12 protein-coding genes are annotated in these 12,253 nt (G+C 61.0%); 9 read left to right on the top strand and 3 right to left on the bottom strand.

Going from position 1 to position 12,253, the window contains the following annotated elements; all coding sequences use genetic code 11:
• Positions 1-7: 7 nt before the first annotated feature.
• On the bottom strand, positions 8-1,456 hold the full coding sequence (locus E4P09_RS12130) for a homospermidine synthase (RefSeq protein WP_137389851.1): 1,449 nt from the start codon (positions 1,454-1,456) through the stop codon (positions 8-10).
• Positions 1,457-1,542: 86 nt separating this feature from the next.
• Positions 1,543-2,676, bottom strand: coding sequence for a type III PLP-dependent enzyme (locus E4P09_RS12135; protein WP_137389852.1), 1,134 nt, complete (start codon positions 2,674-2,676; stop codon positions 1,543-1,545).
• A 553-nt stretch (positions 2,677-3,229) separates the two neighbouring features.
• On the opposite strand from E4P09_RS12135, the gene E4P09_RS12140 reads away from it, so the two are divergent.
• Positions 3,230-4,849 carry an FAD-dependent monooxygenase gene (locus E4P09_RS12140; protein WP_137389853.1) on the top strand — a complete coding sequence of 540 codons (1,620 nt, stop codon included), beginning with the start codon at positions 3,230-3,232 and terminating at the stop codon, positions 4,847-4,849.
• A 103-nt stretch (positions 4,850-4,952) separates the two neighbouring features.
• On the opposite strand, the gene E4P09_RS12145 is transcribed toward E4P09_RS12140, so the two are convergent.
• Positions 4,953-6,167: an ABC transporter substrate-binding protein gene (locus E4P09_RS12145; RefSeq protein ID WP_137389854.1), complete on the bottom strand. Its 1,215-nt coding sequence runs from the start codon at positions 6,165-6,167 to the stop codon at positions 4,953-4,955.
• 276 nt (positions 6,168-6,443) lie between these two features.
• Here E4P09_RS12145 and E4P09_RS12150 point away from each other — a divergent pair, with 276 nt between their 5' ends.
• From E4P09_RS12150 to E4P09_RS12185, 8 genes are all read left to right on the top strand, one after another.
• On the top strand, positions 6,444-6,680 hold the full coding sequence (locus E4P09_RS12150; protein ID WP_170984434.1) for a CoA transferase: 237 nt from the start codon (positions 6,444-6,446) through the stop codon (positions 6,678-6,680).
• A gap of 126 nt (positions 6,681-6,806) precedes the next feature.
• The gene (locus tag E4P09_RS12155) at positions 6,807-7,382 is read left to right on the top strand and encodes a cysteine dioxygenase family protein (protein ID WP_137389855.1); all 576 of its coding nucleotides are present in this window, start codon (positions 6,807-6,809) and stop codon (positions 7,380-7,382) included.
• A gap of 16 nt (positions 7,383-7,398) precedes the next feature.
• On the top strand, positions 7,399-8,601 hold the full coding sequence (locus E4P09_RS12160) for a trans-sulfuration enzyme family protein (protein WP_137389856.1): 1,203 nt from the start codon (positions 7,399-7,401) through the stop codon (positions 8,599-8,601).
• A gap of 31 nt (positions 8,602-8,632) precedes the next feature.
• Positions 8,633-9,025: an ectoine synthase gene (locus E4P09_RS12165; protein ID WP_137389857.1), complete on the top strand. Its 393-nt coding sequence runs from the start codon at positions 8,633-8,635 to the stop codon at positions 9,023-9,025.
• Entirely contained in the window at positions 9,025-9,726 is a 702-nt protein-coding gene (locus E4P09_RS12170; protein ID WP_170984391.1) for an alpha/beta fold hydrolase, read from the top strand. The genes E4P09_RS12165 and E4P09_RS12170 overlap by 1 nt, the downstream gene beginning before the upstream one ends.
• 47 nt (positions 9,727-9,773) lie before the next feature.
• Positions 9,774-10,541, top strand: coding sequence for an IclR family transcriptional regulator (locus tag E4P09_RS12175; RefSeq protein ID WP_137389859.1), 768 nt, complete (start codon positions 9,774-9,776; stop codon positions 10,539-10,541).
• 224 nt (positions 10,542-10,765) lie between these two features.
• Entirely contained in the window at positions 10,766-11,737 is a 972-nt protein-coding gene (locus E4P09_RS12180) for a tripartite tricarboxylate transporter substrate-binding protein (protein ID WP_137389860.1), read from the top strand.
• Positions 11,738-11,791: 54 nt separating this feature from the next.
• On the top strand, positions 11,792-12,247 hold the full coding sequence (locus E4P09_RS12185; protein WP_137389861.1) for a tripartite tricarboxylate transporter TctB family protein: 456 nt from the start codon (positions 11,792-11,794) through the stop codon (positions 12,245-12,247).
• Positions 12,248-12,253: the final 6 nt, after the last annotated feature.

The following is a 12,253-nucleotide window of genomic DNA, read 5'->3' on the forward strand; positions in this document are numbered from 1 at the left end:
GCTCGCTTCAACGCGGCTCGTGCACCAGGATGTTGCGGAACTGCCAGGGATCGCTGGCGTCGAGATCCTCTGGAAATAGCCCCGGCCGATGGGCGAGTGGGGTCCAGTCCGTGAAGTATCCCTTTACCGGCCCGAGATAGGGCATCTGCACCTCCAGGCAGCGCACATGGTCCATGTCGTCTGCCTCGACGATGCCGGCCTCCGGATTTTCCAGCGCCCACACCATGCCGGCCATCACCGCGGACGTCACCTGCAGCCCGGTTGCGCTTTGGGCCGGCGCCAGCTGCCGTGTTTCCTCGATCGACAGCTGCGAGCCGTACCAATAGGCATTCTTGGCATGGCCATAGAGCAGCACCCCAAGCTCGTCGCATCCGGTGAGGATCTCCTCCTCCGTCAGCACATGCAGCGTCTCTTGCACCTGCGCCGCCGCGCCGAACAGCTCGTTCAGCGACAGCACCGCGTCATTGCAGGGGTGATAGGCATAGTGACAGGTCGGGCGATAGACCACGTCATCGCCGTTGCGGAGGGTGAAATAGTCCGCAATCGAGATCGCCTCGTTATGGGTCACCAAGAACCCGAATTGCGGCCCCGGAGTCGGGCACCAGCTGCGCACCCGCGTCGCCGCCCCCGGCTGGTTCAGGTAGATCGCCGCCTGGCACCCGCTGTCGTGGCTGAAGGCATTGGCCGGCCACCAGCGTTCATGCGTACCCCAGCCGAGCTCGGCCGGCTGCAGGCCCTCCGCCAGAAAACCTTCCACCGACCAGGTGTTCCAGAAGGCGCCCAGCGGCTTCGGCGTCTTCGCCACCTGTGTGTCCCGCTCGGCGATGTGAATGCCCTTCACGCCCACTTGCTGCATGAGTTGGGCCCAGCCCTCGCGTGAGGACGGCATGGCAACCTCCATGCCCAGCGCCTCGGCGATGTCGAGCAGCGCCTTCTTCACGAACCATGAGACCATGCCCGGATTGGCGCCGCAGCAAGACACGGCGGTGGTGCCACCCGGATTGGCCAGCCGCTCGCGCCGAATGCTCTCACGCAGCGCATAATTCGTGCGCTCGGCATTGCTGAGCGAGGTATCGAAATAGAACCCAAGCCACGGCTCCACCACCGTGTCGATATAGAGCACGCCCAGCTCGCGGGTGAGCCGCATCAGATCGCGCGAGGAGGTATCGACCGAGAGGTTCACGCAGAACCCCTGGCCGCTGCCCTCGGTCAAAAGTGGTGTCAGCAGCGCGCGGTAGTTGTCGCGCGTCACCGCCTCATGCACGAACCGGATGCCCCGTGCCTCGAGATCGGCCTGATGAGTATTGTCCGGGTCGATCACCACCAGCCGCGACCGGTCGAATTGGAAGTGCCGCTCGATGAGCGGCAATGTGCCTTGTCCGATCGAGCCGTAGCCGATCATCACCACCGGGCCGGTGATGGTGCCGTGGACGGGCCAGGATGGCGTCGCGTTCATAAGACAACCTCGCGCGCAAAAAATCTCGACACCACCGCCGGGCATCACCCGGCAGTGGCGCTTTCGAGAATGCAGGAAGAAGATGACTAGATCACATAATACTTCAGCGGCGGAAAGCCGTTGAAGCCGACGGAGGAGTAGGTCGTCGTATAGGCGCCGGCCTTGTCGATCAGCACCTCGTCGCCGATCGTGAGCGCGATCGGCAGCATATACGGCGTCTTCTCATACAGCACGTCGGCGGAGTCGCAGGTCGGCCCGGCAATGATGCAAGGGGCCATCTCACCACCGTCGTGCGGCGTCAGAATGGGATAGCGGATCGCCTCTTCCATGGTCTCCGCCAGCCCGCCGAACTTGCCGATATCGAGATACACCCAGCGGACATCGTCATCCGCATGCTTGCGCGACACCAGCACCACTTCCGCCTTGATCACTCCGGCGTCGCCTACCATGCCGCGGCCCGGCTCGATGATCGTCTCCGGGATGGCATTGCCGAAATGCCGGGAGATCGCCCGTGCGATGCCTTGCCCATAGGCCGTCATCTCCGGAATGTCCTTGAGATAACGGGTCGGGAAGCCGCCGCCCAGGTTGACCATGCCGAGCTGGATGCCATGCTCCGCCATCCGCCGGAAGATTACGGCGCTCTGGCCCAGGGCTTCGTCCCAGCCATCCACGTTGCACTGCTGCGAGCCCACGTGGAACGACACGCCATAGGCGCGCAGGCCTAGCTCGTGCGCCCGCAACAGCACGTCAACCGCCATCTCCGGGTCGCAGCCGAACTTGCGCGACAGCGGCCACTCGGCGCCGGCGCCGTCCGTGAGGATGCGGCAGAACACCCGCGCGCCGGGGGCAGCCCTGGCGATCTTTTCGACCTCCCCGACGCTGTCCACGGCAAACAGGCTCACGCCCCGCTCATGGGCGGCGGCGATGTCGCGCTCCTTCTTGATCGTATTGCCGAAGGAGATGCGCTCCGGGCCGGCGCCAGCCGCCAGCGCCATGTCGATTTCCGGCACCGAGGCGGTGTCGAAGCACGAGCCGAGCTCTGCCAGCAGCGACAGGATCTGCGGATCCGGATTGGCCTTGACCGCGTAGTAGATCGCCGCGTCGGGCAAGGCACGACGGAACGAGGCATAGTTCTCGCGCACCACCTCCAGGTCGAGCACCAGGCATGGGCTCGCGGGTCGTCGGTCGGCGAGGAAATCGAGGATGCGGGCGGTTGCCATAATGGGGTCTCCCAAAGCCAACAAGGTGTCTAGGAGCGGAATCCCATTGCCTACGCACGACGGTGGAAACCGTGCTGAAGGCTCCTGAACTCAGCCTTCGGACCGGCCAAACGCCCATGGCGTTCAGAACGGTCCCGATGTGGATGCCTTGGATTGGTGGGGATGAGCCCAACCGCACTGCAGGCAAGGATGGTGTGCCTCTTTAGTAACGCTGACCTATGGACGGTCAGACCGAGACCAAAAAAGCCCGCACCGTCGTTGCTTCAAGGCGCCCCGCGACCCCTTCGGGGTCACGCTCGGTTCCAGGAACCGTGTACCTGACCGGTGGTTCATCGGCAGCCATCTGGCTTGGGCCGATGCCGGCGGGCGCCCACAGGCACGTGCGACTCTGGGCAGATCCCGATATGGAGAAAACGTCCGTTACAATCAAGGGGAAATTTCGCTTCGGTCGAGAGATTTTGTCCGCGTGGACGGCCCGCGCCAATCCCCCAGCAATGACAATGGCTTCGCTTATGGTTAGGCTGAGCGGGAACTGAGGTGCAGGAGGGCTGCGATGGCGGGACTATTGGTGGTTGGCGCGGGGCCGGTGGGGCTGACCTTGGCCGCGGAACTGGCCCGTCATGGCACCCGGGCGCGCATCATCGACAAGGCCCCCGTGCCCTTGCCCTATTGCCGGGCGATCGGGGTCACGCCCCGCACACTGGAGGTTTGGGACGACATGGGCCTTGTGCGCGATGCGATTGACGCTGGCTTGTGGCTCCGCGGCACGCGCATGATCATCGCCGGGCGCAGCCTGCCCGATCAGGCCAATGACTTCGCGGATCTGCCCTATGCCGAGCTCGGCCTGCCGCAATATGAAACGGAGCGGCTGCTCACCGGCCAGCTTGCGCGGCACGGCATCGCGGTGGAGCGCGGTGTCGAGCTGGTTTCGGCCATCGAAGGTGACGGAAGCGTGGCCGTCAGCCTCAGCCATGCGGACGGCCGCAGCGAGACCGCGGATTTCGACTACGTCATCGGCTGCGACGGCGCCCACAGCGCAGTGCGCCACGTGGCTGGCATCGGCTTCGAGGGTGATGCCTTTCCCTTTTCCTTCATGCTCGGCGACGTCCACATCGCCTGGGCCGATCCGCAAGCAGCTCTGCCGCGGGGCTACGCCTTGTTCTGCCTGGACCCGAAGGAAGACAGCGCACCGGACATGTTCATCGCCATACCCCTGCCGGAACGCAACCGTTATCGCGTTTCCATGCTGGCCGGAGAAGATGCGGCGGCCGACCAGCCCGGCGAAACCGAGCACGGCTTGCAGACGGAACGGCCGGGACCGCCGCTCTCGGCCCTGCAGGCGGTGGCGGATCGTCTGCTGCCCCAGCCGGCGCGCCTGTCCGATCTTCGCTGGTCATCCAACTTCCGCATCAGCATGCGGCTGGCGCAGCGCTACCGGAAAGGTCGCCTATTCATTGCGGGGGATGCAGCCCACATCCACCCACCCACCGGCGGGCAGGGCATGAACACGGGCATTCAGGACGCCTATAATCTCGCCTGGAAGCTTGCCCTCGTTGCCAATGGCCTTGCCGACCCGGCCCTGCTCGACAGCTATGAGGAGGAGCGGCGGCCGGTGGGCGCCGACGTCATCGCCCGTACCCGGGAGGCGAGCCTGCAAATGGGCCGCGGCGGCGGCAAGCGGGACCGCATGGCCGACACGCAGCTCTTGATCTCCTACCGTGCCAGTTCATGGGTGCACGATGATGGCCGCAACCTGTCCGGACCGGCCGCCGGCGACCGTGCCCCCGATGTCACCGGCCTCGTCCGGGAGGGTGTTGGCGCGCCCCTGCGCCTGTTCGACATGCTGCGCGGCACCAGCCATGTGCTGCTGGCGTGGGTGGACGCGCCCGCCGAGGCAGCCGCCGCGGAAGCGCGCATCGGTGGGCTGAAGCAGGCCTGGGGCGAACGCATCCGCGTCGTTCTCGTGGCGCCGCCGGAACATGCCATAGGCGACGTGGTCGGCGCCGCGGTGCTGAGGGATAGCACCGGCGCCTACCAGAAGACTTACGGCGCCGATGCCTATCTCATTCGCCCCGACAAGCATGTCGGCTGGAAGGGTCCTCGTTACGACAGTGCCGGCCTCGATCGCTATTGCGCCCATGTCTTCGGATCGGACCTCAAGCGTTCGGGATGAGCGCCCCCGCCGAGGTCCATCAGGAGGATCAATGATACCTGGCGATGCCCTCCCGACGCATGCCCCTGCGGTTGAGATCAGAACCCGCAGGCCTTAACAGCCTCTAACCTTTCACCAGCGGACATTTCGACTCGCTCAAAGGTTGGAAAGCATCATCTCCAGAGATCTTCTCGATCACATTAAAATAGTCCCACGGATATTTGGAATCTTTAGGTCTTTTTACCTGGACAAGATACATGTCATGAATAAACCGGCCATCCTTCCGAACGTAGCCATTCTCGGCGAACATGTCGTTGATTCTCATCTTGCGCATTTCGGCCATGACGGCATCCGCATCGTCAGTGCCGGCTGCTCGAACGGCGTTTAGATAAGTGAGAACCGCGGAGTAATTGCCTGCTTGAGCGCTGGTGGGCATTTTGCCATGCCTGTCGAAGAACCGCTTCGAGAATGCCCTCGTGGCGTCGTTGAGGTCCCAATACCAGGCACTCGTGAAGAGCATGCCTTGGACATTCTCGATCCCCATGGCGTGGACGTCCGTCACGAACATGATCAAAGCCAGGAATTCCTGGTTCTGCAAAGCTCCGAATTCGGCAGCAGCTTTAAGGATGTTTTGTGTGTCCTGGGCACCCGTCGCCAAGGCAACCACTGGAGCCCTGGAGCTTTGCGCCTGTAGAACGTACGAAGAAAACTCCGTCGTTCCGACCGGATGGAGCACCGAGCCCACGACCTTTCCGCCGTTCGCCTCGAGGATCCTTGCCGCGTTCCCCTGAAGCGAGTGGCCGAAAGCATAGTCCGTCGTGATGAAGAACCAGTCCTTCTTGCCCTGCTTCAAGAAGGCGCGCGCAGCGACATTTGCCAGCGCAAAAGTATCGTAGGTGTAATGGACAATGTAAGGCCCACAACTCTCGTTCGTCAGCGCGGTCGTTCCTGGCGCCGAGGGCATATACATCTTCTTCTTTTCTGTAGAAAGGGCGGCAACAGCAAGCGCTCCAGCTGAATTCCCCCCTTCGAGAATAAGGTCAACACCGCTATCGTACCACTCGCGAGCCGTCACGGCTGCGACATCAGGCTTGTTCTGCATGTCGGCCGATATTACTTCGATCTTCTTGTCGACAACAGTTCCGCCGAAATCCTCCACTGCCATCTTGGCTGCTTCGACGGACCCCAATCCGCTGAGGTCGGCATAGATGCCGGACAAATCGCCCAGTACACCGATCCGGACAACGTCACCGGTGAAGCGCTCTTCTGCGTGCGCGGCCATGACCCATGCCATGCCGGCCACCGCAGCAACTCCGATACTCCATGTCCTCGGAAACATTGCCTTTCCCTCCCTCGCGTTCTAAATATTAGAACATTAGTCTATTTATTGTTGATTGCCGCACGATATGTGATAACGTTCATGGCTGTCAATGAGGCACGACCTCACGACGGCGAACTCTTGCAGCAAAACCACAACAAAATAGGGGCCTAAACCGCATTTTGGAGAAACTACAAAGCTCTCGGAAGAGGCAAATGTCGATGATGAGTTCCATATATCTATAATATCAATCCTGTATTAGACAGAACGTCCGGCTCTATGAATGAAATAGACCTGATGTTCCCGCTGAACGGCACGCGCGTTGTTGAAATTTGCAACGTTGCTGCAGGTCCGTTTCGCGGAATGCTTCTTGCTGACGTGGGCGCCGACGTGATCGAGCATCCCGAAGGTGGTGGCACGCTGCGGTCCTGGCCGCTCCATAGCGCCGGATACAGCGAGAACTTCGCGTCTCTAAAACGCGGCAAGCGCTCTTTGGCGTTGAAAGAAATGACTATCCCCCTGATCTCGCGTTGAAACGCGCGATGCCGACGTGCCGAACCGGTGAGGCTATTTTGCGAGCCGGGTAAGGCAGCGAATTCGAGGACACGTGTGGAAGGAACAAGCGGGCGCGCAGGTAGAAGAAGAGAAGGAGTTCTGCAGATGGCGGATTGGAGCCCGTTCCGAGAATTCGTGCGCGCGTTCACCCGTCTGCTCGATGGCAATCCGCCTCAGGACGCCTGCTTGAGTGATGGCGAAGAGCTGTTGCGGGACCTGCTGACACACAGCGGATGGCTTCCGCGCGCCTACCGGCGAAGCGACCCGAACCGATGTCAGCATTATCTTCTCTGGTGCGATCCGTTCGAACGTTTTTCCGTTGTCAGCTTCGTGCTGGGCCCGGGGCTGGAAACCCCGATCCACGACCACACCCTATGGGGCCTGATCGGCGTCTATGAAGGGTTGGAGTTTGCAAGAACATACCGCTACATCGGCACGGAAGAGGAGTTTCTAAAACCCCTTGCCGACTCAATTCTGCAGCCGGGCGACGTCGCGATGGTGTCGCCGGAGGATATAGACGTTCACATTATTAGAAACGTGCATATCGATCCAAGCATAAGCATACATGTTTATGGTGGCAACATTGGCAAAGTAGATAGACACCTATTCGAACTAAGCACCCGTACGATTAAGAAATTTAGATCGGGATACGCCAATAGAACACTGCCATATATCTTCTAGGGTGGGGGAAGTCTCTATGAGAGATGAAGAGCATATGGTGGAGTTCGCAACGCGAGCGATCCACCACGGATACGATCCGATGAGCGAATATGGATCTCTCACACCTCCAGTATTCCTCAACGCCACTTACGCTTTTAATTCCGCTGAGGAGGCTTCTGCCGCGTTTCGAGGCGAGCGGCCCGCTTACATCTATGGGCGAACGCGCAACCCAACTCAGACGCTTCTGGAAGAACGGATCGCAAATCTCGAGCGTGCCGAGGCAGGCCTTGCATGCGCGTCGGGTATTGCTGCGCTGAGCGCAACGGTCCTGAGCCTGGTCAGCGCCGGCGAAGAGGTGATCATCCACAAGCACATCTATGGCAACGCTTTCGCGTTCTTCACGCAGCACCTTGCGCGCTTCGGCGTAACCACCCGCGTCGTCGACTTGCGCGATATTGGCGAGCTTCAAGCCGCCTTGAACGCCAAGACCAGGATTGTCTTTTTTGAGACGCCGGCCAACCCCAGCCTCGAGATCATGGATATCGCGGCTGTTTCAGACATTGCGCATGCAGGTGGAGCGCTTGTGTTCGTTGATAACACGTTCGCGACACCTGCGTTGCAGCGCCCCATCGAATTTGGGGCCGACCTCGTCATGCATTCCGCGACCAAGTACCTGGGCGGTCATGGAGACCTCATTGGCGGTCTCTTGGCTGGCAGGGCCGAGCTGCTGCATCGGGCACGACAGGTTGGACTGCGGGCCATCACCGGAGCGGCTATGTCGCCACTGACGGCATTCCTGGTGCTTCGTGGTTTGAAGACGCTTGACCTGCGCATGGCGCAGCACTCAGCTTCGGCAAGCGCGCTCGCACATATGCTCGCCGAACATCCCGCCGTACGCACTGTAAGCTATCCCGGGCTGCCGTCATTCCCCCAGCGCCACCTCGCCGAGCGGCAGATGAGTCGGCCGGGCGGCCTGATCTCGTTGGAACTGAACGGCGGCATGAAAGCTGGCATGAAGTTCATGAACAATCTGCGCCTCGCTCGAATAGCAGTTAGCTTGGGGGAGACGGAGACGCTCGTTCAACATCCGGCTTCCATGACGCATTCCACCTATACGGAGGCCGATCGCGCAGAATATGGCGTGAGCGACGGCTTAATTCGAATCTCCGTCGGCCTCGAGAGCTTCGCGGATCTGCAGAGGGACTTCCAGCACGCCTTAGATCAACTTGATCGAGACTAGAGGCTATCACCTCTATCGAAAGGCCCATCAAATGATTGTCACGACGATAGACGAGACCATCAAGGACAAGCGGCGGCATTTGAAGGGACCGGGATGGGAGAGCCGGCGCATGCTCCTGGCGGATGCCGGCATGGGCTACTCCATTCACGATACGATCGTAAAGGCAGGTTCCGAGCTTCGCCTCCATTACCCGCATCATTTGGAAAGTTGTTATTGCATCGCAGGGGAAGGCGAGATCATCGATCTCGCGACGGGGAACCGATATTCCATCACCGTCGGCACGCTGTATGCGCTTGACCTGCACGACGAACATGTTCTGTGCGCAAAAAGCGACTTGCGCTTCATCTGTGTCTTCAACCCGCCCCTGAGCGGCGACGAGACACCATGGACGGAGCCGGACGAAACAGGCCGGGAAAACGGTTGATGAGCCCCCGAGAGCCTGTCGTTCTCATCCCGGGGCACATGACCGATGAGCGGATCTGGAAGCACCAGGTCGATGCGCTTGCAGAGTTTTGCGACGTGATTGTCGCGCGCCTCGATAATCGGTCGCTATTGCCAGATATTGCCCGAAGCGTTCTGGCCTCAGCCCCCACCCGCTTCTCGCTTGTGGGATTTTCCTTCGGGGGCTATGTGGCTTTTGAAATCATGCGTCAAGCGTCGAAAAGGGTTGCCAGGCTGGCTCTCATTGGCACGTCCGCGCGTCCCGACACGAAGGATCAGAATGAAATCCGAAAGGCGAATATCGAACGGGCGCGCGCGGGGGAACTGGATGAGATCATCGACGCCTTCATCCAACGCCTCGGCGGCCCGATCATCGCCAAGGACCACGATCTCGAGCAGGAAATCCAGGCTATGGTACAGTCGATTCCAGAGGCCGTTTATGTCTCACAGCAGATCGCCATGCTGCATCGGCCGGACTCCCGTCCCCACTTACCGAGCATTTCCTGTCCCACCGCGATAATCTGCGGAACGGAAGACGTTCTTCTTCCGATAGCGTTGAGCGCCGAGATCGCAGCAGGCATTCCCAATTCAGCTTACATACCCATACGCGACGCCGGGCATATGTGTATGATGGAGCAGCCCGCAGCAGTGTCGGCAGTGCTTTGCTATTGGCTTCAACGGTGAGCAAGCGGCCTGTGAGGGCGCAAAGCAGATCAGGGTAAGCGGCCGTCATGGATAGAACCCTGCTCAAGGGATTGGCTTTACTTGAGAAGCTGGCGCGTTCTGGGCCAGCCGGGGTGACCCAATTGGCGACCGAAATGAATCTGGAAAAAAGCAACATCCATCGGACTCTCAAGACGCTGGCTGCCGCAGGTTACGTCAGACGATGCACCAACTCGACAGACTACGAGTGCACATTAAAAATCTTTGAATTGGGGTGTACTGCATCCAGCCGAATAAGCGTGAAGAATATCGCAGAACCGCATATGATCAGACTTCTCCAATTGACAAATGAAACGGTACATCTATCGGTTCTTGATGGTGGTGAAGTCATTTACATCCACAAATTTGACAGCACTCATCCCATAAGATCCTACACGATGATTGGCGGGCGCGCGCCGGCATACTGTGTGGCGACGGGAAAGGCTTTGCTGGCGTTCGCCGGAGATGTTCGCCTGCGGTATCCCCACGGGCTGGAGAAGTTCACGGAGCGGACGATTACCGACTTTGCTGCCTTGGAACAGGAACTTTCGATGGTTCGTGTTCAGGGCTTCGCCGTCAACTGGGGCGAATGGCGGCAGGACGTTCGCGGGATCGGTGCTGCCATTTGGGATGCGCTTGGCAAGCCGGCGGCAGCAATAGGCATCTCCGGCCCCGCCAGTCGCCTTTCAGCGAAGCAGATCAAACTGCTGTCTGTGCACGTAAATGCTGCGGCTCAGGCAATTTCTGCGGACGCGGGCTACTCTGCTTTTGGGAATCGCGCCGGAAGACGGATTTGACCCTCTCGCCTCGCTCGTCGGGCGACCGATTCTTAGCTCTCTACGAGGCGCTCGCATCGTCTTGCCCACTCGATATCGCCGGCCAAGCAGTCGCCTTCCCGTGGGTTGCGGCTATGCGGCTATCGACCTTCGTCGGGTTGCACCACGGGCGAAATCCGGCCAGTCTTTTGCCATAACAGGGCCGGAACCCGCAGGGCGACCCGGCCCCTTGGGAGGATGATGTAATGCGTTTTTCACACTGGCTGGCAGCCGTGTTCGTTGCAATTGGCATTGCACCGGCGGCAGCCCAGGACTTTCCGAAAGGGCCGATCACGATCATCGTGCCCTTCTCGGCCGGCGGCCCGACCGACACCGTGACGAGGCTCGTCGCCGAGCCCATGAGCAAGGAACTGGGCACCCAAGTTGTCGTGCAGAATGTGGGTGGCGCCGGCGGCACGCTCGGCGCTGGCCAGGCGGCCAAAGCTCAGCCCGATGGCCAGACCCTGCTCCTGCATCACATCGGCATGTCGACCGCGCCGACCCTCTACCGCAATCTCCCCTTCGACCCCATCGAGGGATTTGAGCCGGTCGGGCTGGTCACTGAGGTGCCGATGGTGATCGTCGCCCGCAAGGACTTTCCGCCGAACACGCTGCAAGAGCTCATCGACTACGTGAAGGCCAACAAGGACAAGGTCACCTACGCCAATGCGGGCATTGGCGCGGCCTCGCATCTCTGCGGCATGCTGTTCATGAATGCGATCGACACCGAGCTCACCACCGTTCCCTATCAGGGCACCGGTCCGGCCCTCACCGATCTCGTGGGCGGCCAGGTCGACTTCATGTGCGACCAGACCACCAACACTACCGGCCAGATCAAGGGCGGCGAGATCAAGGCCTATGCGGTGACCACGCCGCAGCGGCTCGACGCCTTGCCCGACCTGCCGACCGCGGACGAGGCTGGGCTCCCCGGGTTTGAGGTCGCCGTGTGGCACGGTCTTTATGCGCCGAAGGGCACGCCCGCCCCGGTGATCGAGAAGCTGCAGAATGCTCTCAAAGCGGCCTTGAAGGACCCGACCATGGTCAAGCGCTTCGCTGATCTCGGCACGAGCCCTTCGCCGGAAGAGGACGTGTCGCCACAGGCCTTGCGTGATCACCTGAAGGCGCAGACCGAGCTCTGGAAGCCCATCATCGAGAAGGCCGGCGTCTACGCCCAGTGAGGCTATAGGCCAGGCAGGGAGCAGCGCGCTCTTGCCTGGCCGCGAGGTGATCTCATGCAGAAGTCGCTGCGGGACATCATCGCCGGTGTGATCTTCATCGGCTTCGGCTTTGCCTTCGCTATCGCCTCCCTCGGCTATGATCTCGGCACGGCCTTGCGCATGGGACCAGGCTTCTTCCCGCTGGCGCTGGCCATCCTTCTCATGGTGATCGGGGGCGCCATCGCCGCCAAGGCACTGTTCGACGCGGGCGCTGAGCCCCTCGGCGCGATTCCATGGCGGGGCCTCCTGCTGCTGCTGGCAGCCCCCATCATGTTCGGCCTGACCATCAGGGGGCTGGGCCTTGCCCCGGCCCTGTTCGTCACCACCGTCATGAGCGCGCTGGCGAGCCGCCGCACCTCGCCGCCCCTCGCCATATTGCTCGCAGCCCTGCTCACTTTGTTCTGTGTGGCGATCTTTATCTACGGCCTCGGCATCACGGTGCCTGTCTTTGGCCCCTGGCTCGGCGACTGAGGGCAG

The sequence above is a fragment of the Rhodoligotrophos defluvii genome, from assembly GCF_005281615.1.
GTDB classification, from domain to species: domain Bacteria; phylum Pseudomonadota; class Alphaproteobacteria; order Rhizobiales; family Im1; genus Rhodoligotrophos; species Rhodoligotrophos defluvii.